The 24,751-nt window shown below is 47.1% G+C and carries 23 protein-coding genes and 1 other RNA gene; 14 read left to right on the top strand and 10 right to left on the bottom strand.

Annotated elements, in window-relative coordinates; all coding sequences use genetic code 11:
- The first annotated feature begins 5 nt into the window (after positions 1–5).
- The 7 genes from BM318_RS14545 (at position 6) to BM318_RS13210 (ending at position 8,358) form a co-directional block, all read left to right on the top strand.
- On the top strand, positions 6–680 hold the full coding sequence (locus BM318_RS14545; RefSeq protein WP_092983088.1) for a C40 family peptidase: 675 nt from the start codon (positions 6–8) through the stop codon (positions 678–680).
- Positions 681–709: 29 nt separating this feature from the next.
- A complete protein-coding gene (locus BM318_RS13235; protein WP_092983086.1) occupies positions 710–2,263 on the top strand; it encodes a hypothetical protein in 1,554 nt (517 codons plus the stop codon).
- An 86-nt stretch (positions 2,264–2,349) separates the two neighbouring features.
- On the top strand, positions 2,350–3,666 hold the full coding sequence (locus tag BM318_RS13230; protein WP_092983085.1) for a hypothetical protein: 1,317 nt from the start codon (positions 2,350–2,352) through the stop codon (positions 3,664–3,666).
- A gap of 100 nt (positions 3,667–3,766) precedes the next feature.
- Positions 3,767–5,485, top strand: coding sequence for a hypothetical protein (locus BM318_RS13225; RefSeq protein ID WP_092983084.1), 1,719 nt, complete (start codon positions 3,767–3,769; stop codon positions 5,483–5,485).
- A gap of 33 nt (positions 5,486–5,518) precedes the next feature.
- Entirely contained in the window at positions 5,519–6,913 is a 1,395-nt protein-coding gene (locus tag BM318_RS13220) for a murein L,D-transpeptidase catalytic domain-containing protein (protein WP_092983082.1), read from the top strand.
- 11 nt (positions 6,914–6,924) lie between these two features.
- Entirely contained in the window at positions 6,925–7,578 is a 654-nt protein-coding gene (locus BM318_RS13215) for a YEATS-associated helix-containing protein (RefSeq protein WP_092983079.1), read from the top strand.
- 12 nt (positions 7,579–7,590) lie between these two features.
- A complete protein-coding gene (locus BM318_RS13210; protein WP_092983077.1) occupies positions 7,591–8,358 on the top strand; it encodes a Trp biosynthesis-associated membrane protein in 768 nt (255 codons plus the stop codon).
- Positions 8,359–8,586: 228 nt separating this feature from the next.
- Here BM318_RS13210 and ssrA read toward each other — a convergent pair.
- Positions 8,587–8,989: a transfer-messenger RNA gene (gene ssrA / locus BM318_RS13205) on the bottom strand.
- A gap of 121 nt (positions 8,990–9,110) precedes the next feature.
- Here ssrA and BM318_RS13200 point away from each other — a divergent pair.
- The gene (locus tag BM318_RS13200; RefSeq protein WP_092983076.1) at positions 9,111–10,313 is read left to right on the top strand and encodes an NAD(P)-dependent oxidoreductase; all 1,203 of its coding nucleotides are present in this window, start codon (positions 9,111–9,113) and stop codon (positions 10,311–10,313) included.
- Between the two features lie 16 nt (positions 10,314–10,329).
- On the opposite strand, the gene BM318_RS13195 is transcribed toward BM318_RS13200, so the two are convergent.
- The 4 genes from BM318_RS13195 to BM318_RS13180 form a co-directional block, all read right to left on the bottom strand.
- Positions 10,330–11,724 (bottom strand): DUF4153 domain-containing protein, encoded by a 1,395-nt coding sequence (locus BM318_RS13195; RefSeq protein WP_092983074.1) that lies wholly within the window; start codon positions 11,722–11,724, stop codon positions 10,330–10,332.
- A 48-nt stretch (positions 11,725–11,772) separates the two neighbouring features.
- The gene (locus tag BM318_RS13190) at positions 11,773–12,084 is read right to left on the bottom strand and encodes a winged helix-turn-helix domain-containing protein (protein WP_092983073.1); all 312 of its coding nucleotides are present in this window, start codon (positions 12,082–12,084) and stop codon (positions 11,773–11,775) included.
- A gap of 8 nt (positions 12,085–12,092) precedes the next feature.
- The gene (locus BM318_RS13185; RefSeq protein WP_092983071.1) at positions 12,093–12,725 is read right to left on the bottom strand and encodes a hypothetical protein; all 633 of its coding nucleotides are present in this window, start codon (positions 12,723–12,725) and stop codon (positions 12,093–12,095) included.
- 70 nt (positions 12,726–12,795) lie between these two features.
- On the bottom strand, positions 12,796–13,905 hold the full coding sequence (locus BM318_RS13180; RefSeq protein ID WP_092983070.1) for an Sb-PDE family phosphodiesterase: 1,110 nt from the start codon (positions 13,903–13,905) through the stop codon (positions 12,796–12,798).
- Between the two features lie 149 nt (positions 13,906–14,054).
- Here BM318_RS13180 and BM318_RS13175 point away from each other — a divergent pair, with 149 nt between their 5' ends.
- Positions 14,055–14,318 carry a hypothetical protein gene (locus BM318_RS13175; protein WP_092983069.1) on the top strand — a complete coding sequence of 88 codons (264 nt, stop codon included), beginning with the start codon at positions 14,055–14,057 and terminating at the stop codon, positions 14,316–14,318.
- A 30-nt stretch (positions 14,319–14,348) separates the two neighbouring features.
- On the top strand, positions 14,349–14,711 hold the full coding sequence (locus BM318_RS13170) for a DUF1801 domain-containing protein (protein WP_092983067.1): 363 nt from the start codon (positions 14,349–14,351) through the stop codon (positions 14,709–14,711).
- 4 nt (positions 14,712–14,715) lie between these two features.
- Here BM318_RS13170 and kdsA read toward each other — a convergent pair whose 3' ends face one another.
- Positions 14,716–15,534 (bottom strand): 3-deoxy-8-phosphooctulonate synthase, encoded by an 819-nt coding sequence (gene kdsA / locus BM318_RS13165; protein ID WP_092983065.1) that lies wholly within the window; start codon positions 15,532–15,534, stop codon positions 14,716–14,718.
- A gap of 71 nt (positions 15,535–15,605) precedes the next feature.
- Here kdsA and BM318_RS13160 point away from each other — a divergent pair, with 71 nt between their 5' ends.
- Positions 15,606–16,217, top strand: a complete 612-nt coding sequence (locus BM318_RS13160) for a hypothetical protein (protein ID WP_092983063.1) — start codon at positions 15,606–15,608, stop codon at positions 16,215–16,217.
- Here BM318_RS13160 and BM318_RS13155 read toward each other — a convergent pair.
- From BM318_RS13155 to BM318_RS13145, 3 genes are read right to left on the bottom strand one after another with little or no spacing between them, the layout of a single operon-like run.
- Positions 16,214–16,936 (bottom strand): LytR/AlgR family response regulator transcription factor, encoded by a 723-nt coding sequence (locus tag BM318_RS13155; protein WP_092983061.1) that lies wholly within the window; start codon positions 16,934–16,936, stop codon positions 16,214–16,216. The genes BM318_RS13160 and BM318_RS13155 overlap by 4 nt on opposite strands.
- The gene (locus tag BM318_RS13150; RefSeq protein WP_245759835.1) at positions 16,933–17,991 is read right to left on the bottom strand and encodes a sensor histidine kinase; all 1,059 of its coding nucleotides are present in this window, start codon (positions 17,989–17,991) and stop codon (positions 16,933–16,935) included. The genes BM318_RS13155 and BM318_RS13150 overlap by 4 nt, the downstream gene beginning before the upstream one ends.
- Positions 17,991–18,668: a hypothetical protein gene (locus tag BM318_RS13145; protein WP_143099987.1), complete on the bottom strand. Its 678-nt coding sequence runs from the start codon at positions 18,666–18,668 to the stop codon at positions 17,991–17,993. The genes BM318_RS13150 and BM318_RS13145 overlap by 1 nt, the downstream gene beginning before the upstream one ends.
- A 185-nt stretch (positions 18,669–18,853) precedes the next feature.
- Here BM318_RS13145 and BM318_RS13140 point away from each other — a divergent pair, with 185 nt between their 5' ends.
- The 3 genes from BM318_RS13140 to typA all read left to right on the top strand — a co-directional run bounded on the left by BM318_RS13140 (position 18,854) and on the right by typA (position 23,963).
- Positions 18,854–21,250 carry a TonB-dependent receptor gene (locus tag BM318_RS13140; RefSeq protein ID WP_092983055.1) on the top strand — a complete coding sequence of 799 codons (2,397 nt, stop codon included), beginning with the start codon at positions 18,854–18,856 and terminating at the stop codon, positions 21,248–21,250.
- 123 nt (positions 21,251–21,373) lie between these two features.
- A complete protein-coding gene (locus tag BM318_RS13135; RefSeq protein WP_092983053.1) occupies positions 21,374–22,033 on the top strand; it encodes a hypothetical protein in 660 nt (219 codons plus the stop codon).
- 130 nt (positions 22,034–22,163) lie between these two features.
- The gene (typA, locus tag BM318_RS13130) at positions 22,164–23,963 is read left to right on the top strand and encodes a translational GTPase TypA (RefSeq protein ID WP_092983051.1); all 1,800 of its coding nucleotides are present in this window, start codon (positions 22,164–22,166) and stop codon (positions 23,961–23,963) included.
- A 17-nt stretch (positions 23,964–23,980) separates the two neighbouring features.
- Here typA and ppgK read toward each other — a convergent pair whose 3' ends face one another.
- Positions 23,981–24,742: a polyphosphate--glucose phosphotransferase gene (gene ppgK / locus BM318_RS13125; protein WP_092983049.1), complete on the bottom strand. Its 762-nt coding sequence runs from the start codon at positions 24,740–24,742 to the stop codon at positions 23,981–23,983.
- Between the last annotated feature and the right edge of the window lie 9 nt (positions 24,743–24,751).

The following is a 24,751-nucleotide window of genomic DNA, read 5'->3' as shown; positions in this document are numbered from 1 at the left end:
ATTATATGGCAAATACAGTAGAGGTTGCATCGGCCGAAATCGGTGTGAGAGAAGTAAAAGGATCACAATCCAATCCACAGATTATTCGATACGCGGAGGAGACGGGATTTTCGAATTACAAGTCGGATGAAAGCGCCTGGTGTAGTCTTTTTGCGAACTGGGTAGCGCACAAGGCAGGCCTGGAACGTTCCAATTCGCTGGCAGCGAGATCCTGGCTAAATGTTGGGATTCCAATTGAAAATCCGGAGCCCGGCGATGTAGTGGTATTCTGGCGGGAGAGCCGGGATTCCTGGAAGGGACATGTCGGTTTCTTTCATGGCTTTTCGTCTGATAAATCCAGGGTTTATTGTTTGGGTGGAAACCAGGGGAATCAGGTGTCTGTAACAGCAAAACCCATAGGTCGTGTCCTGGGGTATCGCAGACTGCGGCCCGATGGTCCAACAACATTTTCAAGGAAAACTCTTAAACGCGGGAGCACCGGTAGAGATGTGGTAAAGCTTCAGGATGCCCTGAAGCAATTAGGGTACAATTGCGGGACTTCAGATGGAATCTTTGGCCGCAAGACAGAACAATGTCTTAAGGACTTTCAGGCGACCAATCCAGGCTTGAATATCAACGGAATTTTCGACAAAAAATCGCGGGACTTCATGGTAGAAATGCTCACCGCTCAAATGAATTAATCAAATAGTAAACAGAAAAAATCAGAATCATGGCAGATGTATTAAAAGTACTGGAAGATTTAAAGTACAAAGCAGTGGGAGTTGATCCCGAGAACAAAAAACTTCCCAAGGGATATTTTGTATCGTTTCGTCCTATTGGACTTCCCATACACAAAGACGATTTTGGAAATCCCTGGACTCCAACCGGGTCCAACCTAAAGGAAATAAATGCTTCTAAACCAAAAGACGAAGCTTCCAGAGCTCCGGCTGCAGGTCAGGATCCCGCCACTCTTCAGGCCCAGTCTGTGAGCAAACAGCTGGAGGATATGGAATTTAAGACTGCAGGTATCGCCCAAAGTATGCAGGCTTTCCTGCAAACCTTTATGCTGACCGATGACAAATTGGTTATGAATGAGGAATACCGGGTTGCACCGGGGAGTAGTAAACTCAATGATACCTGGTACGCCATTGTCAATGGCGCGAATGGGATTGCCCCGGACATGGAGTTGAACGATGACATGAAAAAGGCATTGGAAAAAGCCAAAGCCACTTTAATGACTCCGGAAGGTGATCCTACTCCGGAATATGAGAAGTACATGCAATATCGGGAGGAGTACAATGAAATGGTGCAGAACCGGAATCGCCAATTTGCCAATGCACTAACCGATCCTATGAAGTTACAGATGTGGCCTATACAGGGGAAGATGTACCAGGACGATGTAAATTTTGCCTGGGACAAATGGCAGTCTTTCGGACACAAGCAGAAAGTAGAACAAGCCGTGGCTGTAATGGCTAGTCAGGGAATAGATCCTGCGATCATTTTAATTTCCAGGGCTAAGCATAAATATGAAAACAGCCTGGTCAATATTCCGCAAATAGGTAATATCCCATATACGTTCATCACACCTTCCAAATGGTATTCACCAAACATGCCCGGATGGAATTCCTACTCCAAGACTGATTTCCATACCGAATCTCACTTTGAATCCAAAAGCAAGGAGACCAAAGCAGGAGGTGGGTTTAATATGGGCTTTTATAGTATAGGTGGACAAGGCGGTGTTTCGAAGAAGAAAACATCGCTGAACATCAAAACGGAAGGATTGAGTATCTCTTTTGATTACGCTATTGCTGACATTCGAAGGGGATGGTTAGATACTTCCCTGCTTAACCTGGACAATTGGTTCCTGGTTGGTGACTACCCGAAGAGCTGTATTTCCGATGGAACATTTGATCAGCAATTTAAAGTAAATGACCCTAACGAAATGCTGTTTATGCCCTCTGTGGTCACCAGTTTTATTTTGGCTAGAAATGTTAAGATTTCCTGGGCGAAAACAGAATCTGACCTAAATACCCTAGATAATGCTATATCTGGTAGTGCTTCGGTAGGAATTGGACCTTTCCGAATAGGAGGATCACATTCCGAAAAGCATTCCAAGAGGGACTTTAGTTATGATCGAAATACCGAAGGAATAACCATCGATGGGGTGCAGCTTATCGGTTATGTATCGCAAATCATGCCTGGTTCGCCGAAGAAGAACGGTGCTGATTTCATGCAGAAAACAAAAGACGAACAACCCACAGATAAATCCAGTCAGCCTGTATAATGCTGCATGTTGCTCCGGGCTTCGCTTAATGCGATCCCGGGGCAACTATTACCAATAAACCCAGTTGAATAAAAAACAACTCAAAAATGAATGTCGAGGATCTAATGGAAAATGTTCGGGACTTCTTTATTGAGAAATACCCCGGTGTGGAGAAATCAGATTATTTCCTGGCTTTCGAGCCTTTAGGGACCATTATTGATCCGGAGGATTTTGAAGATGAAAATGAAGATAATGCCGAACTGAAAGCGCGGGAACAGCTTTCTATTATGAGTGATCGCCTCCCCGAAATCGGTCCTACCTACCTAACGGGAACTTCTCAATTGAGTGAAGTTTACGAGGCTCTGGTGAAAGGTGCCGCTTTTACAGGAGCCAACATAGAAGCTGAGGATAAAACTGAGTATATCGCCAAACTTCACGATGTTCAAAGTGAAGCCGTACAAAAATTCGAAGACGGAGTAAAGCAGTCTTTGGAAACACCGGAAGGGCAATACCTGCCCGTTTTTGGTTCCCCAAAGCGATGGTTCGATCCGAAAGGTTCCTTTTGGATGCGAAAATCCTTCTCTGCAGGCACCGATCTTGAAAAATCGACCCCTAAAAAGAGTACAGGAAAATCAGGTTTAATACCCTTAATGTGGCGACCCAAACTGCAGATTTCTGCAAAGGCCGTAAATGCATTAAAAGCACCAGAGCCCAAAGCCAAGGGTACGCCCAAAGTTCAATTCAGTTCAGCTGTTATGATGCAGCCCATGCTGCTTAATCTTAAAGGGCAAACGACTAAACCCGCAGTTAAACCAAAGACGAGGAAAATTCAGTCCAGAGCGGTTATGACTTCAAAGCCCGTCCTCTCCAAAGCCATTTTAGCTCAAAAGGCCAAGCCCAAATCAAAAGGGAAGAAAGGGCAATTACTGATGCAGGATTTGAGTGTACTAAAGCATCTGCATGTTGCAGAAAGGGTACGCCTAACCAATAGTATGGCACAGAACAATAGGGCTCCGGCAAAACCAGTCGGGTCTGATCAATTTACCATGTCTTTTGACTATTGCATTGTTCAGTTACATCGTCCCTGGTACGACAACACCCTTTTCCTGTACCGTAAACTTTGGTATTCCCTGGCACAGGAGGCGGAATTTTTTTCCACCGGTGCCAAAGATGATACGAATGATGGTGTTTTCAAATGTATTCCAACTGCAATGATATTAATCAAAAACCTAAAACTCAGCGCATCCTGGACCGAGGAGGACAAAGAGCAAGCAAAAAGCAGTATAGGATTGGGAATTTTCAATGTAAACGACAGTGCTTTTATTGGAAATGATCTGGTTAATCCGGGTATACAAATTATCGGTTGGATGTGTGAGGTCATGCCGCGTATGCCAGAGGTTGCTGACCCAAATATTTTTGGCTAGCCGATAATCCGCATAAATACTTTAACTAACTAAAAAACAATGTCTTAAGCATTGGTAACAGGAAATCTATTGCATAATTATTAACAAAAATCAAGAAATCATGGCAAAATCAAATTCAGGTCGGTCTGGTAAAGGAGGAGGTTCCTATAGCCAGCAAACATCTACCAAAGGACGTTCCTCACGACAACGTAATAGCGGAGGAAAAGGAAATTATTCACATCGGGACGATTCCTATGAGAACCCTCCCCCCGCAAAGGGCGGTGGCGGATATCAGGACAACTACGCCAATGATAACTACGAATATGGAGGCCAGGGCAAAGGCGGTAGTGGATATCAGGACGATTATGGGAACGATAATTATGGATCCAATGACGGGGGGTATTCCGACGCCTATTCCAAGGGGAATTCGCATTCCAATGATTCTTACGACAATCAGGATTCCGGATATACTTCGAACTATAATGATGGAGGATATAACGATTATCAAGAAGATAATTCCGGACACGGTTCCTATTCAAAACAGGGATATTCCGAGAATGAACCGATCAATGACCCACCTCCCTACGAAGATTATGATAGTGGTGTGAGCAAACAGTCCGGAGGCCAATCGGAATCCTATTCGGCAAAAGGTGGCGGTGACACTACCCCTGAGGCGGATATGGTCTTTACCGAGGAGGAGGTTTATGGAGATAGCTCCAACGATTCTGACGCTGATATGGAATTCACCGAAAACGAGGTGTATGGATATCAGGGGGATAACAACCGATCACAAGGAAACGAGTGGAATCGCCGGCGCGGCCCACGAGCAGGGGAAACGCTTATGGGACATGAAATACGCATGATTAACCGTAATGGTTCTCAGAGGCCTGCTGTTACCATTGACGACCGTGTTTATTTCATAACGCGCTACGGGAGCAAACGAGGAATTTTCTACGGAGGTAGAGCGGACCAAACACGCAGCATAATTCGATCGATTGCCCAGTCCAGTCAGGGCCCGGATTCGGCCTTTATGCAGAAAGCGATCCAGAGCTATACCGTTTTGGGGGAGGGAGGATTTTCTTCGATAAATACCTATGACAATATGATTTTCACCTTGGGTACTGGTTTGGCGGGTCGCCGACTCAATCGATACTTGCAAGGACTACGGGGAACTCCACTGGGGGATGCTTTGAACCAGATATCATATTTCCGGGGATTGCGATTTAATGGCTCTGAACGCATCCGCCTGGATATCGAAGCCATTCATCAAGTTGTAATGCTTTTTGAGAGTCAGCAGCACGCTTCGCTGGTGGGAGAGAAGTCGGTAGAAGATTATCTGCAAAACAGCTTGAAAATTTCTCATTCTCGTAATCGTCAGAATATCCGTCAGTGGGTTGTCGACAGTAATGTAAGGCCTGAAATAATGGGAATTGCAGCTTACCTATGTCACGGTAGACCGAGATATACCCCGGTACCCTTAAATGATGTTGCCAGGGCAGTCCGAGCAGGAGGTTCCAATTTATCGGCACAGCTTGCAGCCTTACTAAAACTTCATGCTCAGCGTATTTGCGAAGATAGAGATCCCAGCCGGGTAGGTGGAGGACCCTCTGGTAGGCAGGCCGCTGCTGCAGCGACACGAAGATTACCTAATAAAGTACCACATTTTGTTCACGCAATGCGCGCTTCAGGGGAGTCGAATTTTCAATTCAATTACGATGCGGCAAGATCGGTACTGCCCTGTATCAACCCAAGATCTTGGAGGACTACTTCTACCAGGCCACAGGGACTTTATTTAGAACATGAAGGCCGCTATTATGCCCTGGGATCTAGAATCAGTTAACGCCAAGTTGAATAACCAATAAAATGAACAGAAATGGGAAGTTTAATACATGCCGCCTTAAACGGTCAGAAAGGGTTTCAGGGTAAATCCTACCTGTTCAATGGGCAAAATTATATACGCTACGATTGGGGTCAGGATCGTCCTGATCCCGATTACCCCAAGGGGATTTCCCTGTGGAAATTAACTGGCGATTTTGCCAATGGAATAGATGCCGCGGTCAACGGTATGAAACAGTTCGAGGGCTTTGGGTATTTGTTCAAGAATGGGGAATACGTAACCTACGATTGGGAGAATGATATGCCCGTCGGTAATCCCAAACCCTTATCCATGTGGAAACTAAAAGGAGATTTTTTAAATGGGATTGATGCGGCGTGCAATGGCAAGGGGAATTTCTCTGATTTTGGGTATTTGTTCAAAGGAGACAAGTATGTTCGCTACGATTGGGCAAAGGATGCGCCCTTTGACAATCAACTTCGGGATATTCGACTATGGAAACTTCCGGAGTCATTCAATTCCGGTGTGGATGCCGCCTTGGATGGAGATGGGCCGTTCGCCAATTTCACCTACTTCTTTAAAGGGGATCAGTATGCGATATACGATTGGACTCGGGACGTTGGCGAAGGACCGTTCTCTATAAGCCAATGGTGGAATATTGAAAACTGGCTCGAGTCCGAGGCGTTGCGATTATACGATGTCTTTGACCTCAATGGAAAGATTGATTTTGCGGCTTTTCGATTGGGATATTTGGGCTATCAACTAATCGATTCCACTTGTCCGTTACCCAATATTTCGAAAACCAACAGACAGGGAAAGAAAGAAAGGGTCAGTTATGATAATAACTCAGGTTACCTTTCTATAATCGATTTCACCAAACCTTCAAACGAGCGTCGTTTGGCGGTGTTAAACATGCTTACGGAGACCCGTAGAAACTACCTGTATGTTTCCCACGGGGTAAATTCCGCCGGATCTGGTGCTCACCGACATTTCGCGCGTCATTTTACAAACACCCCGAGCACCAACAAATCGAGTCTTGGCTTTTTCATTACTGGTTGGCCCTTCCCAAAAGACAAGGTTAAAAATGGTAAAACCGATGAGCGGGTTTGGCTGAAGCTTCATGGCCTGGAGCCTGGCATTAATGATAAGGCACAGCGTCGGGGGATCATGATGCATACGGCTAGCTACGTAAGTGAAACACGAGGCAGAGCGGGCACCAGCCATGGCTGCCCCGCGACGGATGGCTTTGAAAACCAGGTGGTGAATGGTCGCCGTATCAATCTTCTCTATGAGGAAATTAAGAACGGCAGTCTAGTGTTTTCTTATACCACGAAAGACCATGCCGCTGACGAGAAAGGGAATAATTACTATGACCATTCTACCCTGTTTCACTGTCTTGAGCAAGAGGCAGCACGAGCTTTTGGAATTAAATAAAAATAGGAGTTATGGCTGAGCGTAAGCATGTTTTGAATTTGGTTTTTTCTATGGCTATAGGGGGCATTCTTGGCGGGATGGGAAATTACTTGATGATCCCTGAAGAGGCCAATGCCTCCCTGCTGAGATCTTTGCTTTTGGGGATTGTTGCCGCTGGGGTACTGCCCTTGTTCTTAAAGATGATATCGAGTAATCTAATTGACCATGACAATAGTCCTGGTCGATTCAAGAAGTATTTAACCGTTGCCGCTTTCAGTATTTTGACCGGGGTCTTCGCAGATGTATTTCTAAGGGGAATTTACGGGAAGGTCTTCCATGTACTTGAAGATAAAATTGAAGAACAGGACAACGAGATTGCCCGCGTTGGGTTCATAAATGACGTCTTGTTAGACGCCGTGAAAGATCCGAAAAAACCGCCTAGCAGTCCGCAATATCTGGATTATATCAAGGACAACTACCAGCTGAATAACGAGCAGCTGAAATTGTACTCTGAAATCCTTTCGGCACCGGTGCAATCGTATACCGGCAGTGACCTAACCCCAGAGAAACAGGCGCAGATCAAGGCCCTGGCAGACAAGAATCTGATCCGAACCAAGGAATTAAACAACGAATTCTTGATTTCGGGCATGCCAATGGAGTTGAATACCATTAACAACGAACAGTAAAAACATTGAGTTATGGCTTTCTATGATTTGCTAAACAAAGTAATTGGACTTCTTACAGCGGAAGGAAGGATTTCTTTTCGAGCGCTTAAACGGGAGTTTGATCTGGACGAAGAAATGTTCAGCGATATAATTCACGAATTAACTGTTGTCAAAAAAGTTGCTCAGGTCAGTGGGGATGACATTCTGGAATTGATTCCTGCAACGGATTCAGGTATGGAAAAAAAGCCTGTCACGGACGCGATTGAGAATAAGCCACCAACTAAAGTTGAGAAAGCGCAGAAACCTAAGCAAACTGCTGAACAAAAAGTAGTACCGCCTGAAAAAAGGAAAATGGTCAACAAAAGAAATATTCTTATTTGGATAGGTGCGGGTCTGGTACTCATTAGCGTATTGGCTCCATGGGTTGATGTTTCGGTTAATATGGGAGATGCGGGACGTTATGCCACTTCTGTAAATGGCTTGGAACTCTCCCAGGGAATATTGAGCTTGCTTGCTGGTATCGTCGGTGCGATAGGCGGTATAGTCTCCAAAAAGTTCTTCACCAATGGGTGGTTGGCAGTTCTAATACTTATTTCCGGAGTAGTGGTAATACTATTTAGCCTGGAGGTTTTAGATGGACTGTCGAGGAGTGATCTTAACTTATATAATCTGAAAAACAATGTGAGGGTTCGACAGGATCCTCAAATAGGAGTTATTTTGGCTTTGGTTGGAGGTATTTCCCTTTTTATTGGAAGCTTCTTCTTCATGTTCAAGAAAAAGCATTTTGATCCAATTAAATAGTGGAGTGAAGGAGCGAGATGGCGGGCTGGTGTGAGATTTTCACCGTTATAACGGGGGATTACCTCGCTATTGCTCGGTGATCCCTTGAGCTCCCGTCCTGCAAGTGCAAACCCAGCCTTGCCTTTAGCAAGGCGGTTTTGTGTTTGCTCCTTGCTCGCTTGTGCAAGCACAGACTCACAAGTTACAAACACAAAACCCCGCCGGATTCCCGGCGGGGTTTGCGCTTGATCGTGGAGCCGGAGGGATTCGAACCCTCGTCCAAACAAGCAATAATCAGGCTTTCTACATGCTTATTTCCGGATTGATTGTCGACGTGTAACTGACCCGGAACAGCCCATTACACGCTTAGCTTCTTTAGTTTGATGCGGCTACCGAAGCCGTAGCCGCACGATGTTGACTTTTATGGTGCCCCCGAAAGGGTCGCCGTCAACAAGGGCTACCCGGGGACATTCAGCATTACCGCCTTGCGGTACTAGGCCAAAGACTTACTGTAATTCAGTCTTATTAGGCTGCTAAAGCGTAGTTAGACTCGCCATTTAAAAAGGGCGGATCCATGAGATTTACGAGCTATAGTCCAGCGCTCGGCATGCTTACATGACCATTGGTCTCGCTGTCAAAACCAGTCGGCCCCGTAAAGCGGAAGGCAAAGGTACACAAATCGAATGGGAAGTCACCCCACTGGCTCGCACATTCAAACGTTTGCGTACCCTCGCGATTCCACTTATTTTTGCGCAAATTCCATACCAAACCCCATGAAGATAGGATTGATCCGTGAACGCAAGACTCCCCCTGACCACAGGGTGGTTTTGTCCCCGAAAGCCTGCCAATATGTCCTGGAACACTATCCGGATGCTGAAATTGCAGTTGAGCCTTCGCCCATTCGCGTATTTACGGATCAGGAGTATGAAGATGCTCAAATTCCACTTCAGACCGATCTGGGAGATTGTGATGTTTTACTCGGCGTCAAGGAAGTTCCCATTCATGCCTTAATCCCCGGAAAGAAGTACTTTTTCTTTTCCCATACCATAAAGAAGCAACCCTATAACCGGGAACTCCTTCGGGCCATTTTGGAGAAGAAAATTGAATTGTACGACCATGAGGTACTCACCAATACAAAAGGAACGCGCCTGGTAGCCTTTGGCCGCTATGCGGGAATTGTCGGGGCTTACAATGGATTTCGTGCATATGGATTAAAATACGGGACTTTTGCCTTGCCCAAGGCGGAGACTTTGCCCGATAAAGAAGCGCTAATCGCCGAATTGCGCAAAATTAAGCTGCCCAATATTAAAGTGCTATTAACTGGTCGCGGTCGGGTAGGAAGTGGTTCCCGTGAAATTCTGGATGGGATGGGACTTCGGCAGGTCAATGTCGGGGACTATTTGGAGAAGGATTTTGACGAACCGGTATTTTGCCAGATCGATGCCTCGGAATACAACAAACGCAAGGATGGCGTTCGCGGTAACAAGGCCGATTTTTTCGCCAACCCCGGGGAGTACAAGTCCAATTTTTTCCGTTTTACCCGGGTTACCGATCTCTACATTGCCGGTCACTTTTACGGGGATGGCGCTCCGTATCTATTTACCCGGGAGGATGCCAGGCATCCGGAATTCAAAATCCGCGTAGTCGCGGATATCTCCTGTGATATCAATGGACCTGTGGCCAGTACCATTCGCCCGTCGACCATTGCCGATCCGGTTTATGGTTACGATCCGCAACTCGAAGCAGAGGCAGATTTCAGCAACCCGGGAGTGATTGCCGTTATGGCTGTTGACAACCTGCCCGCGGAATTGCCGCGGGATGCCAGCCGCGGTTTTGGAGGGGCTTTTGTAAAACACGTAATCCCCGCCTTTTTTGACGGGGATTCCGAAGGGATACTGGAGCGGGCACGCATGACCCATCAGGGGAAACTTACCCCGCGTTATACCTACCTGCAGGATTATGTAGACGGGAAGTAGCTCCAGCTTCCGGCACTTATCGGAATAATCCCAGGTGATACCCTCTTATTGATTGCCACTCCAGTCGGTCCATAACTTTGCGATACTCCTGGGTCCGATTTGCTATATGCTCGCGTTGTTCCGGGCTTAATTTCTGAGGATTCGACTTGGAAAAGCGTTCGAGTTGCGGTGTATTGGACCAGGGGAGGGAAGCTAAATATTCGGTATCGGGACTTTCCAAATAGTTCAGGTTATAAGCGGTTACAATTTGTGTCCAGGGCAGGGACAAGCTAAAGATCAGGGTGGCAACCAAAAACTGGCTGTTTTTACGGATCAGGAACATGAGGGTATGCTTCCCCTTAATTTTCTGATAGACACTATTGAGGCCATAGCCAACGAGCGTTAAAAACAGGATTACTCCAAGCCGCTTAAAGGTTAAACCTGAACCGTTGATGTACATTGCATTCTTCAAAGCCGTATCGGCCAGAAGTACCGCATTGAGTAATAACCAGATATACGCCAGCTTTTTAAGTATCCGGTTATTGCGGATAAAATTCAAATCTCCCCTAAAGAAGATTACCAGGATGGCCATGGCCAATAGTACGCTTAGTATCAGGGTGTCCACGCCCTGGTGAACGGCCTGGGATTTCATTGCCGGAGTCTCGAGGCCTGTAGACCCCAGGTGAATCCAATCTGTGATCAGGTAAAGAAGCAGTAAAACGATCAGAGAGCCCAGGGCCATTCTGCCCCAGAGGCCTTCCCGATTCAGTGCTTTTAGCCGATCACCATCAAATTCCTTTTCGGGTAACCGCAGATCATCGGAAAGCCGGCTGTCCTGATCCACCAGTATTTTGGGATTAAACGGGTGGAAGAAATTGTAGAACAGGACCAATCCCAACACGGTAAACCAGAACGAACCAAAGTCCACGAAACTGAAGTCTATTGCGTCAAACAGGGCCTCAAAGAGTGGATTGGAAGGGGCATAGAGACTGGCAAATACAATCAGCAGAATCAGGGATATCAGGATTCCTCCCAGCGTACTTCCCAAGCGATTCCAGTTGATTTCAGAGGCTTTGGTATTGGGTTTGCGCCCGGTGAATAGCGCAATGAACATTCCAGTCGGGAGGTTCCCCAGGCCAATTATCCCCTGCAAATAAAATGAGGTTTCCGGTGCGGCGTAGTTTCCGCATAGGATGGCAAAACTCAACATATGCATCAGTACCGGGCCCGGTGAAGGAAATAGAAAGCAAAAGGCTCCGGAGAACAGGTAACCGGAAAGTATCCAGGGGGAAATACGCCGAGAACCTCCGAGTACAAAGAGCAGGATAGTGGTGGTCAGGCTCATCAGCAGGACATTTAGCCCTGGCTCTTGACCGTAGAAGAATAAACTGAACAAAAGTGCGGCACCCAGTGCCAGAAAACGTGATTTCATAATAATTTTAAAAGTACTTTGAATTACAAAGTGATTAAACAAATTTTTTTATTTCTGTGTATTTCCTGAAGCTTTCCCGAGGATGTTTTCCAGGGCATCCAGGTGTTTGCGAAAGGCCGCTGTGCCCACCGTACTGGCCTGATAGCGCGTGTTTGGCCGCCTGTTTATGAACCGCTTTTCGACCTCGATATATCCGGCTTGTTCTAAAGCCTTAAGGTGACTGGCCAGGTTACCATCGGTGACATCGAGCATTTCCTTTAGCGTCGTGAAATCCGCATGGGCGTTCACCAAGAGGATGGACATGATTCCCAGCCGAACGCGATGGTCGAAAATTTTATTTATTCCATCTATGAGTCCCAAAGCCTTTCTTATTTATCGTATTTGTAATACATGATACCGCCATAGAGAATATGGAAGACCCCGAAACCAATGGCCCAGAAGAGTAGGCCATGTCCGGCAAATTGTGTGGCGATGAGTCCCAAAATAATATTGGCAAGACCCAGTTCCCGGATATCCCCCAGGGTGTACTTACTGGCATTGAGGCAACTCAAGCCATAGAATATCAGGGTGGCAGGTGCTATAAGGGCTACATAACTGTACTGCAGTAAGGCGAGACAAAAAATACCGCCGGTAATCAGCGGGACCAGGAAATTAGCAAGCATCCTGCGACTGGTATCACTCCATAGGGATTCTCCCTTTCTCTGTGCTTTTCGATAGGAAAGGAGTAGGGCAGTAGCTACTGCGAGGATCAGTACTCCAGCAGCAATGCCGAGTAGCCTGATCACAATAGCGTCGTCTGTGATTCCAGGATTCTCGTACATGGTGTCAATTCCCTGACTTTCGTTGAATTCGCTAATCGCCTGGTGTGCGAAAAAAGCCCCTATGAGCGCGTAACACCCTGCCAGGATTCCGGATAAACCGCTCAGGGAAAGAAATCGGGAAGAGCGGTTCATTAACTGGCGGATTTCGCTGAGATCTTCTTTATACTTTTCTGATTCCATTTTAAAGTACTTTGAAATACAAAGTAATTACGAATATTTCAATCTTGCAAAATTTTTTGGGGAACTCACGCTATTCGGGAGTAATTTCCCAGCTAATCTCCGGGTGGATTCTAGGAGCAGTATAGGCTCCAAGTGCACGAAGTTTCAGGGTAACGGAATCCATTTCCTCCAGCGTCTTAATCTGCAGGGTATAGGTGCCTCCGGCTGGAATCGTAAAAACCGGAGAACTGCTGTAGAAGTTATATTCCATGGCATTTTCAAGTAGTAAATCACTACTGCTTGCATTGTGTAACTCCACACGAAGTATTTGCGTATTCTCGATATACTGGCTGGAAATTATGGAAATTGAAGCCTGCAATAACGGAATCAAATATTCCGCCTTCCCCACGAATAATTCATTGTAAACGGCAACTGTACGGCCTTCAAATAAGGCGCTCTTCAAAGCTTCAGGTGTACGGGCTTCGGCAAAAACAAGGGTCACTGGTCTGTGTTTTCCCTGGTCTTCATAATCCCAACTGATCAGACCATGGATATCACTGGTTCCCATAATAGTCAGGTCGTTTTCCAGGGCGAGGGCCAGTGCTTCTTCGGAGTAGTCGGTGGTATTGATCACTTCAATACCATGCAGTTCTCCTGCGGTAATACGCGCTTTTTGAAAATCACTTAGGACAGGATTACCCTGGGGTTGTTGCCAGTACCAGGCCGGATGATTCCAAAACACAAAGGCACCTTGTTTTTTGGCATTACTGAAGGAAGTAGTTGCTTCTTCGGCCAGCAACTCATTGGCATCGGTAATAAAAACGGCGTTACTATGCCCTATTGGCGCGTTGCGGGTTATTTCAGAACCATGTATAATCATCAGGTCGTGATCTTTTGCTTCGGCAAGAGCCAGATCGTAGGAGCGATTTCGATCGGGATGCGGGATATCGGCTGCATGTGGCTGGTATTCGAGGTGTTCCGTAAGGGAAATTACATCAACGCCTTCCCGAAGAGCTTCCATCACGCGGATATCGGGCCAGACGCTTCCATCCGAAAACACAGAGTGCTGATGCAAATCTGTAATCAGGGTAGAATAACCGGGAATGTCCGGAAAGCTCAGGGAATCCATGGCCAGATGGGTATGCTGAGCTTTCACGCTGGAGAATATCACGAAAAAAACTATGGTAATAAGCGGTTTCATTGGGTCTGAAATTGGTTGATAATATGCGTCAAGCGCGCTCAATTCGAAGATACTTAACCTCATTCAAATAGCAGTTACATCAAGATATCAACAAATCGTTGTGCAGCTATTAAAAAAACGTATATTGAAAGGCTTTCTAATTAAGCGAGGTGAAATTCAACTGGATCACAGCAGGCATCCCCGGACCTGAGATTGAGAAGCATATCATAGAACTGGAATACCAGTTGCGCCCTCGTATTACCCGATTTTTAATGCGCTATTTTGATCCCGAGGTCCATGAGGATTTCCGGGCTTTTCAGTTCGATGTGGATTTGGCGCGTCGGGAAATCCGCATTTCAGAAAACACTCCCCGGAACTATGTGCAGCGCGTTTCCTGCGATTTCATGAACGAAATCGGGCTGAATTGTTGTTAGGCACCGGCCGCACTTACTCGTTATAGGGGAATGAATCCTGCAGAACAATATATTCTCGATAGTGCGGAACCATTTCGTTCCATCCTCCTCCAATTACAAGCAACTATAGAGAGCTTACTTCCTGAAGCAGAACTCCGTTTCAGCTATAAGATTCCCTTTTACTATTTAGCTGGAAAACCATTTTGTTTCCTCAATCAGACAGGTGATTATGTCGATGTGGGATTCTGGCATTCCGCCTACCTAAAAGAAAATCGTTTTGCAATGGTCAGTGAGGGACGAAAAGTAATGTTATCCTTACGGTATCGTTCCCTGGAAGAAATCGAAATGAAATTACTACGGGCCGTGTTATTGGAAGCCGAGCAATACAAAGGCTTGCCCTACCAACCGCGATAATCGGTTAAAGTGCAGTGATTACTTCGCGAATCGCGGTCAGGCGTTCCAGTAGTTTTGGCAATTGCTCCAGGGGCAACATATTGGCCCCATCACTCTTAGCATTTGCCGGATCAAAATGCGTTTCGATAAACAGTCCGTCTACCCCTGCAGCAATCCCGGCACGGGCCATGGTTCCGATAAGCTCAGGGCGGCCACCGGTTACTCCGGAAGACTGATTGGGTTGCTGCAGGGAATGGGTAACGTCCAGCACCACAGGAGCGTATTGGCGCATCACCGGCACTCCGCGGAAATCGACAATGAGGTCCTGGTAGCCAAACATGGTCCCCCGATCGGTAATGATCACCTGCTCATTTCCGGTTTCCGTAACCTTGTTTACAGCATGCTTCATACTTTCCGGGCTCATGAACTGTCCTTTCTTCAGGTTAACGCATTTCCCGGTTTCGGCGGCGGCTACCACCAAATCGGTTTGGCGAACCAGAAAAGCAGGTATCTGGAGCACATCTACATATTCTGCTGCCATGGTGGCATCCGAATTTTCATGGATATCTGTAACGGTAGGGACCTCAAATGTTTCCGATACTTTCCGCAGTATTTTCAAGGCTTTTTCGTCCCCGATACCCGTAAAGGAATCTACCCGGCTGCGGTTTGCTTTTTTAAAGCTCCCTTTAAAGACATACGGGATTTTAAGCCTGTCGGTAACTTCCACAATGGATTCGGCAATCCGCAGGGCCATTTCCTCTCCTTCAATGGCGCAGGGTCCGGATAAGAGGAAAAAATTATCGCCTTGGGCGTGACGAATTTGAGGGAGTGCGGAGAGGTCCATATCTTAAAGTTTTGACAAAGATACATTATCGGAGGGCTATTGGTTTTACCTTACCTGGTAAACCAACGATCATGACTCGTACACGTTTAGCCTCCAGGACATTTTCCCTGCTTATTTTTACCGTATTGTTATTTGCCGCCACGGCAGGTAATGCACAATGGTCTGAAGGGGGGAATCGGCCGATTTATCTGGAGCGTCATCAGTTACAGTTAAATCTGCTAATGCCCGGATTTACGTATGAATTCGGAATTCTCCCGAACCTTACCGCCGGAGCAACCCTGGGTCTTGGATTGGCCACACCCCCGGAAGGCTATTCCCTTGCGCCGTCCTACCTGGCGTTTTCTCGTTATTACCACAATCTAAAGCGCCGTGCAGGGCTGGGCAAGAACGTAAGTGGAAATTCCGGCAATTATTTCTCTATTGGTTTCGGGCATTATTTTGTGGAGTGGGAGCTCGCTGGGAACCTGGATAATGAGGGCCGTGATTTAATCCTCCTGGGTGGGCTTTATGGAATTCAGCGTAGCTACCCCGGGGGGCTAACCCTGGGCATTGAGGCCGGAGCTGGCCAATACTTCCGAAATCGCATTTCCAACGGATTCGGACCGGTAGTCCATTTTCGATTAGGATGGGATCCCTTTAAGCGAAAACGCGATAAGAAGCCACCGTGGCCACCCCAGGATTAAAGCATCAATTCTTTGATGCGTTCAGCATAACCCCGACTCACCCGTACCCGCTCGCCGCTTCGCAAGCGGATATCAAAGCTTTTGCCATATTTCTGTAGTTCGGCCACCGCTTTCAGGTTTACGATAGATGATCGGTGTACCCGTACGAATTCATTGGGATCCATTTTCTCCTCCAATACAGAAATGCCATAATTGCTAAGGTATTGGTCGTCCCCTACATGGATTTTCGAGTAATCCCCATAGGCTTCGATCCAGTCAATGTCGGCAGTCGCCAGGGTAATCATTTTCTTGTGGTGCTGAACCAGGACGCGCCGGGGATATTGCTTTTGCTCCATCAGCAGACTATCGGTGAGGGAGGCAACCTTTTCGGTACCCATTCCCAGCTTGGAGACGGCCTGTGCAAAGCGCTCTTTGGTATAGGGCTTTAGCAAGTAATCTACAGCATGGACCTCGAAGGCTTTCATGGCGTACTGATCATAAGCAGTAGAAAAGATTACCTGGGGAATTTCCTCCAGATGGGTAAGCACTTCAAACCCTGTCATCCCGGGCATCTGTATGTCCAGAAAGATCAGGTCAGGCTTGAATTTGTTGATTTCCCGTACAGCATCTACTCCGTTATTGGCTTCGGCCAGCAGGACTAAATCCGGGAAGTCTGCGAGGTATTCCTTAATAAGTTTGCGCCCGGCTGCTTCATCATCGATTAAAATAACCTTCTTCATAGTGCGAAGCGAATGGTAAGGCCCTGGGGTTCATTATCGAGCAATTCTATTGCTGTCTGGTAGCGTTTCGCCAGGCGGGCTGCCGTATTTTTCAACCCGATACCCTGCGAGAATGCAGCTTCTTTGTCTTTCAGGCCAACCCCGGTATCCGATATTTCGAAACGCAGTTTATCCTCCGCTTTCCAGATCCGGATCCCAATTTTCCCCCCGTCGATAAGGGAAGCCAGGCCGTGCTTTATCGAGTTCTCCACAAGAGGTTGCAGGAGCATGGGTGGAATTTTTTCCTCCAGTAGTTCGTCCGGAACCTCTATTTCTATCTCCAACCGGTCCCCGAAACGGGCTTTCTCCAAATCCAAATATTTGCTTACGAATTCCAATTCGTCCTGCAGAGGAACCAGGTCTTGCTGGCTGGCACGGAGTTGGTATCGAAAAAGATCCGAAAGCTGCGCGATCATTTGCCGGGTTTGCTCGTTTTCGGCAGGTACTGAAGCGTTGATGGTATTAAAAACGTTATATAGGAAATGCGGATTCAGCTGGGCTTTTATAGCCGCCAGTTCGCTTTTAAGGGCGGCCTGCCGAAGTTCCCCTTCCACGATTAGTTTACGTTGATTTTCGCGATAGTGCTCGTAGGCGTGGAAAATTCCAAATTGAATTAGGTAAAAGAGTGCGGGGATGTATAAATCCCATACCTGAGCCTGGCCTTGCAGGTAACCATAGCCTGTTAGATCACCCATCCAATAGTAGAACTGCTGCGTTCCAATAACAAAGATCGGGAGGGCAATCAGGTGAATCCCTATACGCTTTAAGAGGGACCAATGCTTTAATCGTACAAATACCAGGTACCAAATTGGAATGGACGCCAGAAAGAAAATGAGATAATGACGGCCCGAAGTTCGCCAAAACCTTGCAGGACTCAGGATTTGTTCAAAAATAGGCACATCCCAACCGTAGGCATTTATCTTCAGGGTTATATGGTATAAGAAGGCAAAACCCATATAAAATACCAGTATCCAAAGGACCTCTTTGCTTCGGATTTTTTGAAATTGAAAAGCCATTAGTGTGTGGATTTGTCGTTAGTGTCGACTACATACCAAACCTTCCCAGTACGTGGATCGTAGCTGAATTTTACAGTTTCCTTTCCGGTATCGATAATGTAGCGGTCTTTTATGGCCACTGGCTCGCCGTTGTACCAGGCCCGGGTGTCTCCTTCAAAGTAACGAAAAACCAAGCCATTCGAGAAAACGAGCAATACATTGCGCTCATCCTCATCTGAGGATTCCAGGAATTCCTTGCGCAAAGTTACTCCGCCGGAATATCTGCCATAATCATTTTTCTTCGTCTTTTTTTGATGCGTTCTGGAAACGGACTTTTCGCGGTTTCGACCGTAATCCTGATTTTTCAAGGGTTTCACCCAGCGAATTTGATCCCCCTTCCGAAGTTCCATACGCTCGAATTCATCTTTGTAGCTGGGCTGGTAAAGGACAACCTGTTCTTCGCGAATCGTGTAGGATCCTTCCAGGTCCTTCTCAGTAAGTACGAGTTTGCCGGAAGCATTGAAGAGCAAAAATTCCGATCCGGGAGGAAGGGTCATTTCCTGCTGGGCTCCCCGCTCCAATGAAAAGCGAAGGGCTCCTTTCTTGAGGGTATCGGCTGTTTGCGCCGTGGAAATTTGGGCAGTCAAAGCCGTGAGAATTATTGAAATGTACAGTTTAATGATTGATAGCGTATTCATAACTTTTTGATTTTGATACAAGTTTCGGACTTACTTCCCCCGTATTCAAGGAAGAATCGACCAGTGGCCCTATGGTCAGTTGAGTGGCCCGGGTCAATTCGGCGGAAAATGGGTCCACTCGTCTGCTTGGACTTTCAACAACTCACATCATGACGCACCTTTGGATCAATCTAAAAACGAACGTCATGAGACTGCTTATTTTATCATTCCTTTTACTCGTTACGAGCCAGGCTTTTGCCCAGGAAGTTTCGGGCGTCCTGAAGACTACGGAGAATACCCCGGTGCCTTTCGCGGCAATTTCCATGCTTCAGGCAGCCGACACTTCCCTTGTCAAGGCAACGATCAGCGGGGAGGAAGGAAGCTTCCGATTTCAGGGGATTCCTGCCGGGAACTACATGTTAGATATTCAGGTACTCGGATTTAGCCAATACAGGCAGGAATTGGAAGTTGCCAGTGGAAATCTGGATCTCGGGACAATCACGCTGGAGGAGGAAGCCCAGAATCTCGATGAGGTTACCGTGGTAGGAGAAAAACCCATGATCCAGGTCGAGGCCGATAAAACAGTTTTCAATGTTCAGAATACCATCAATGCCACGGGTACCTCGGCTTTTGAATTGTTGCGAAAGGCCCCGGGGGTAATTGTAGACAACAACGGCGGCGTAATCGTAGAAGGAAAAGCGGGGGTACAGTTTTTCATAGATGGCCGGCTTTCTCCTTTGCAGGGGGAAGACCTGATTAATTATCTGGAAAGTTTACAAGCCACAGATATTGAATCGGTCGAAATCATTACCCAACCTTCCTCCCGCTACGATGCGGCAGGTAATGCCGGAATTATCAATATTGTCCTGATCAAGGACAAGAGCCTGGGAACCAATGGAACCCTAACCAGTGGTTTGACCATCGGGAATTTTAAGCGGTGGAACAACAGTATAAATTTCAACACCCGGGGTAAAAAAGGCAACCTCTACGGTACCTACAGCAATCGCTTCGGGAAAAGCGCCAACTTCCTGAACCTGTTGCGTACTCAGGCCGGAACCCAATTCGATGCACGAACCCGGAGTACCTACGACCAGAACACGAATAATGTGCGCCTTGGCTATGACCGATATCTCGATGACAAGCACACGGTAGGGGCAATTTTCAATGGAAATTTCAACAATGGTTATGGTATCAATGATTCCCGTACCCCCATTTATCCGGTAGGATCACCTACCCTGGACAGCGTGCTTGTTGCCGAGAACCGCACCTCTAATTTGTCCTATAACATCAGCACCAACGTGAATTACCGGTACAAGGATACGCTTGGGGTGAGCCTGAATGTGGATTTGGATTATGGGAAATACAATAGCGATCGGGTGGCCTTCCAACCGAATATTTACCTCGATGGGACAGAAACCCAGGTGATTTCTCAGCGCATTAGCCGGCAGCTTACCCCAATAGACATTGATATTTTTACCGCCTTACTGGATTATGAACAGAATTTTCTCGGTGGGAAGCTCGGGGCAGGATTCAAGATTTCCCGCGTCGATACCGATAACGTCTTTGACTTCTTTAATGTGGAAGGCGGCAATGAAATCCTGGATCTGGATCAAAGCAATCGCTTTACCTACCTCGAGGACATTTATGCCGGATATTTCAATTACAATATCCGATGGAAGAAGTGGAATGTTCAGGCCGGTTTGCGGGTAGAACGTACTGTATCAGACGGGCAGCTTTTCAGCACACAGGACAATGCCGATGACCGTGTGCAGCGGGACTACACCAATTACTTTCCGTCGGGAGGATTGACCTATCAGGCCAGCCCGAAGAATCAATTTGCACTAACGTACAGCAAGCGGATACAACGTCCCAATTATGCGAGTCTGAACCCGTTCCGCTTCCAGATCGACGAGCTTTCCTCCCGGGTTGGAAACCCCTTCCTCCAACCGCAATACACCGATAACGTCAAGTTATCCCACACCTATAATTATCGCCTGACCACCTCCATTAGCTATAGCTATGTATCCGACTTTTTTGCCCAGGTAACAGTGGCCGATGGCGATACCAGAAATTTCCTGACGGTGCGCAACGTCGCCGACCTGGAAACAATAAATTTTGGCGTCAGTTACCCGAAGCAGCTTACACCCTGGTGGAACCTCTATGTTAGCCTGAATGCCTTTCGGAATTCCTACACAGCCAACAGTCCGGAATTCCTCCCGGTTACCCAAGAAACCCTAAGCGGTTATGTCCAGAACACCCTTACCCTGCCCGGAGATCTACGTATGGAAATCTCGGGCTGGTATAGCTCCCCTTCAGTATGGGGAGGAACCTATCAGACCCGTGCTTTGGGGTCCCTGAATCTGGCCTTCCAGAAAAAGTTTTTTGCCGATCGCCTCACGGCCCGACTGGCCTTTAACGATATCCTTTACACCGTCCCATGGCGTGGAACTACCCAATTTGGAACTTTGTTTATCGATGGGAGCGGGGGTAGTGATTCCAGGCAAATGGCCTTTGCCCTTACTTATAACTTCGGACGGGACGAAATTAAAAAGGCCCGCAACCGCAAAACCGGGTTGGAGGAGGAGCGTGGGCGCATCGAGTAGGGTATTGATTTATGGGGATGCTAAATCCCTGCCCACCAAAAAGTTACGCTTCGCTAATGCAAAACACAATCAGATTTCTATAAATTCCGCTATTTTGCTAGTACCACAGCAAACACGCAGGCAATGTCAAAATGGTATAAACGGATAGACTGGCTAAACCATGGATTGGAATTTTTTGTCGTTATCATCGGCATTTTGATCGCTTTCCAGCTGCAAAACTTTTCTGAAAGCGTTAAGCGTAAAGAGACCCTTGCCAATCACCGCAATTTTTTGCTGGAAGAGACAAAAGACAATCAGAAATCCCTGAAATACGCGCTGGAGAAGGTAAATCAGAGCATAGGTAACTTGGATTCCCTTAAAAATGCAATTGAATCCGAGAAAAATGTGTGGGATATCAAAACTCTCGCATTAAGGCTCCTTGACGATTCCGGGTATTTTTACATTCGTCGAAACGCTTACAAGACCATCACCGAATCCGGGGATATTCGCTTTCTGGAATTCGAGGAAAAGAAAAAAATAGTTTCCCTTTACGGTTATTATGACTGGACAGAGGCTATTCAGCGCAATTCATACGATGGGTTCGACAATTACTTTGACTACCTGGACGCAAATACAGATTTATACACGGCCGAAGTTCCTGACAGAAGTGTATTCGAAAGTCGGGTATTCAGCAATGTCCTGGGTACCTACAGATATCTGTTGCAGGCGAAGCAAAACAAATACAGGGATTGCCTCGGGCAAATAGAGTTATTCCTTCAGAATCAGGACAGCTTACCCCACTAGGACTTTCCCGGATTCCATACCCTGATATCGTCGCATATTCTGGTATTGGTTCCATTTCAAAGTATTTTATTTCAGCGTTCTTCAAAAGCTGTGCGAAATTAAAGTACCTTTGCCGGCGCAAATTCGCAGCATGAAAGACATTCTGAATATCGCCATCATTGCCCACGTAGACCACGGTAAAACTACCCTGGTCGATAAGATTATGCACTATTGCCAGCTCTTTCGGGACAATCAAAATCCCGGGGAACTGATCCTGGACAATAATGACCTGGAGCGGGAACGCGGGATAACCATCGTTTCAAAAAACGTATCGGTTCAATACAAAGACACCAAGATCAATATTATCGATACACCGGGTCACGCCGACTTCGGTGGGGAAGTAGAACGGGTTTTGAATATGGCCGATGGGGTGTTGCTGCTGGTAGATGCCTTTGAAGGACCTATGCCGCAGACCAGATTTGTACTTCAAAAAGCGATTCAGATGGGCTTGAAGCCCTGTGTGGTGGTCAATAAAGTAGACAAGCCCAATTGTGATCCGGAAGGGGTACATGAAGCTGTTTTTGATCTGATGTTCGATTTGGGGGCAGAGGAGTGGCAGCTCGATTTCCCAACCGTCTATGGATCAGCCAAAGAAAACTGGATGGGTGAGGATTGGAGGAATCCTGGAGACTCCATTGCACCCTTGCTGGACATGGTCCTGGAGCATATTCCCCGATATGAGGCTGCGGAAGGGAATACCCAGATGCTGATAACCTCCCTGGACTATTCCTCCTATACCGGAAGGATAGCTATTGGACGTTTGCAACGCGGTACCCTGCGCGAAGGGATGGATGTGTTGCTGATCAAACGGGATGGAAAGCGAATTAAATCCCGGATAAAGGAATTGCACACCTTCGAAGGTCTTGGTCGCAACCGGGTTCAGGAACTGCAAACTGGAGATATCGGTGCCATTTTGGGCTTGGAGGGATTTGAAATCGGGGATACCATTGCCGATGCGGAAAATCCAGAGGCCCTTCCAAGTATTGCCATTGATGAGCCTACCATGAGTATGCTCTTCACCATCAACGACAGTCCTTTTTTCGGTAAGGAAGGGAAGTTCGTAACCTCCCGCCACCTCGCAGAGCGCCTGGAGCGGGAACTGGAAAAAAACCTGGCGTTACGAGTTGAAAACGCAGGCAGTGCTGAGCAATTTATGGTATTCGGACGCGGGGTGATGCACTTATCCGTGCTCATTGAAACCATGCGCCGGGAAGGGTACGAACTGCAAATTGGGCAACCCCAGGTGATTATTAAGGAAATCGACGGGCAGCAACACGAGCCCGTAGAAGAACTTACCATTGACCTGCCGGAACACGTTTCCGGTAAAGCCGTGGAAATGGTGGCCCTTCGTAAAGGGGAAATGACCAAAATGGAAGCTCGGGGCGATCGCATGCTCTGTGAATTCCTGATCCCATCCCGAGGAATAATAGGCCTTCGTAATCAATTGCTTACTGCCACTGCTGGAGAAGCCATTATGGCACACCGCTTTCTGGAGTACCAACCTTTAAAAGGAGAAATTCCACAACGCCTCAGTGGTTCTATCGTATCTATGGAAACTGGGAAGGCCATTGCTTATTCCCTGGATAAACTACAGGATAGGGGACGCTTTTTCGTAGAACCAATGGAGGAAATCTACGAAGGGCAGGTTATTGGGGAAAATACCCGTCCCGACGATATGGTAGTTAATGTCACTAAGACCAAAAAACTCACCAACGTGCGGGCTGCCGGTTCCGATGATAAGGCACGTCTCGCCCCGGCTATAAAGTTTTCACTGGAGGAAGCCCTGGAATATATTCAGAAGGACGAATATGTTGAGGTAACTCCAAAAAGCCTGAGACTGCGCAAAATCCTGCTTAAAGAAACCGATCGCAAGCGCGGAAAGCCGATGTAGTCAGCGGCTGTTTGTGCCTAGGATACCTGATTGAGTTCAGGATGGTCTACCAGGCAAGCGGTTGCTGCCCCTACTATTCCAGCAGAATTCTTTAATCCGGCCGGGATTACAGGTGTTTCGATGGTGATGAATTCTTTGTACTCATCAAAGTGCTTGGAGGTTCCTCCACCAAGGATAATGGTATCCGGGGAAACAATGAGCTCCACATACTTGAGAAATTTATTGAAGCGCTTGCCCCATTTCTCGTAAGTAAGATTCTCCCGTTCTTTCGCTGAGGCTGCCGCCCAGCTTTCGATCTTCTTGTACTTTTTATACGGGATTTGACCCAATTCAAAATTCGGGATTAAGCGACCATCCAGAAAAGCTCCGCTTCCCAGCCCAGTACCGATGGTGATCATGACTACAAAGCCCGGCATATCCCTGCCGATACCGTAGTTCATAGCGGCGTAACCTGCTGCGTCGGCATCGTTGATAACCGTGAATTCACATCCCGATGCTTTTTCGAAGAGTTCGGCTACGTTTAGGCCCACCCACGCGGCATCCAGATTGCCACGAGATTTACAAACGCCATTTTTGATAACGGAAGGAAAACCACAACCCACGGGGCCTTTGTAGTCGAAGTGTGCGACTATTTCGGCTACGACGGCGGCCATATCTTCTGGCTTACGGCCTTTGGGAGTGGGAATCCGGTGCCGTTCGGTGAGCATTTCTCCGGTTTCCATATTAACCAGGGCGCCTTTGATTCCGGAACCGCCCACATCAATGCCGAGTACCTCCATAGGGTGCTG

Origin of the sequence: Robiginitalea myxolifaciens, from assembly GCF_900115205.1 — a bacterium.
Lineage (GTDB): Bacteria > Bacteroidota > Bacteroidia > Flavobacteriales > Flavobacteriaceae > Robiginitalea > Robiginitalea myxolifaciens.
This window is presented reverse-complemented; position numbering and strand designations above follow the sequence as displayed.

What these genes read in the sequence shown, in the direction of transcription:
- BM318_RS14545 (WP_092983088.1), top strand. Translation starts at nt 6, where the DNA reads ATGGCAAATACAGTAGAGGTTGCATCGGCCGAAATCGGTGTGAGAGAA.
- BM318_RS13235 (WP_092983086.1), top strand. Translation starts at nt 710, where the DNA reads ATGGCAGATGTATTAAAAGTACTGGAAGATTTAAAGTACAAAGCAGTG.
- BM318_RS13230 (WP_092983085.1), top strand. Translation starts at nt 2,350, where the DNA reads ATGAATGTCGAGGATCTAATGGAAAATGTTCGGGACTTCTTTATTGAG.
- BM318_RS13225 (WP_092983084.1), top strand. Translation starts at nt 3,767, where the DNA reads ATGGCAAAATCAAATTCAGGTCGGTCTGGTAAAGGAGGAGGTTCCTAT.
- BM318_RS13220 (WP_092983082.1), top strand. Translation starts at nt 5,519, where the DNA reads ATGGGAAGTTTAATACATGCCGCCTTAAACGGTCAGAAAGGGTTTCAG.
- BM318_RS13215 (WP_092983079.1), top strand. Translation starts at nt 6,925, where the DNA reads ATGGCTGAGCGTAAGCATGTTTTGAATTTGGTTTTTTCTATGGCTATA.
- BM318_RS13210 (WP_092983077.1), top strand. Translation starts at nt 7,591, where the DNA reads ATGGCTTTCTATGATTTGCTAAACAAAGTAATTGGACTTCTTACAGCG.
- BM318_RS13200 (WP_092983076.1), top strand. Translation starts at nt 9,111, where the DNA reads ATGAAGATAGGATTGATCCGTGAACGCAAGACTCCCCCTGACCACAGG.
- BM318_RS13195 (WP_092983074.1), bottom strand. Translation starts at nt 11,724, where the DNA reads ATGAAATCACGTTTTCTGGCACTGGGTGCCGCACTTTTGTTCAGTTTA.
- BM318_RS13185 (WP_092983071.1), bottom strand. Translation starts at nt 12,725, where the DNA reads ATGGAATCAGAAAAGTATAAAGAAGATCTCAGCGAAATCCGCCAGTTA.
- BM318_RS13180 (WP_092983070.1), bottom strand. Translation starts at nt 13,905, where the DNA reads ATGAAACCGCTTATTACCATAGTTTTTTTCGTGATATTCTCCAGCGTG.
- BM318_RS13170 (WP_092983067.1), top strand. Translation starts at nt 14,349, where the DNA reads ATGAATCCTGCAGAACAATATATTCTCGATAGTGCGGAACCATTTCGT.
- kdsA (WP_092983065.1), bottom strand. Translation starts at nt 15,534, where the DNA reads ATGGACCTCTCCGCACTCCCTCAAATTCGTCACGCCCAAGGCGATAAT.
- BM318_RS13160 (WP_092983063.1), top strand. Translation starts at nt 15,606, where the DNA reads ATGACTCGTACACGTTTAGCCTCCAGGACATTTTCCCTGCTTATTTTT.
- BM318_RS13155 (WP_092983061.1), bottom strand. Translation starts at nt 16,936, where the DNA reads ATGAAGAAGGTTATTTTAATCGATGATGAAGCAGCCGGGCGCAAACTT.
- BM318_RS13150 (WP_245759835.1), bottom strand. Translation starts at nt 17,991, where the DNA reads ATGGCTTTTCAATTTCAAAAAATCCGAAGCAAAGAGGTCCTTTGGATA.
- BM318_RS13145 (WP_143099987.1), bottom strand. Translation starts at nt 18,668, where the DNA reads ATGAATACGCTATCAATCATTAAACTGTACATTTCAATAATTCTCACG.
- BM318_RS13140 (WP_092983055.1), top strand. Translation starts at nt 18,854, where the DNA reads ATGAGACTGCTTATTTTATCATTCCTTTTACTCGTTACGAGCCAGGCT.
- BM318_RS13135 (WP_092983053.1), top strand. Translation starts at nt 21,374, where the DNA reads ATGTCAAAATGGTATAAACGGATAGACTGGCTAAACCATGGATTGGAA.
- typA (WP_092983051.1), top strand. Translation starts at nt 22,164, where the DNA reads ATGAAAGACATTCTGAATATCGCCATCATTGCCCACGTAGACCACGGT.
- ppgK (WP_092983049.1), bottom strand. Translation starts at nt 24,742, where the DNA reads ATGGAGGTACTCGGCATTGATGTGGGCGGTTCCGGAATCAAAGGCGCC.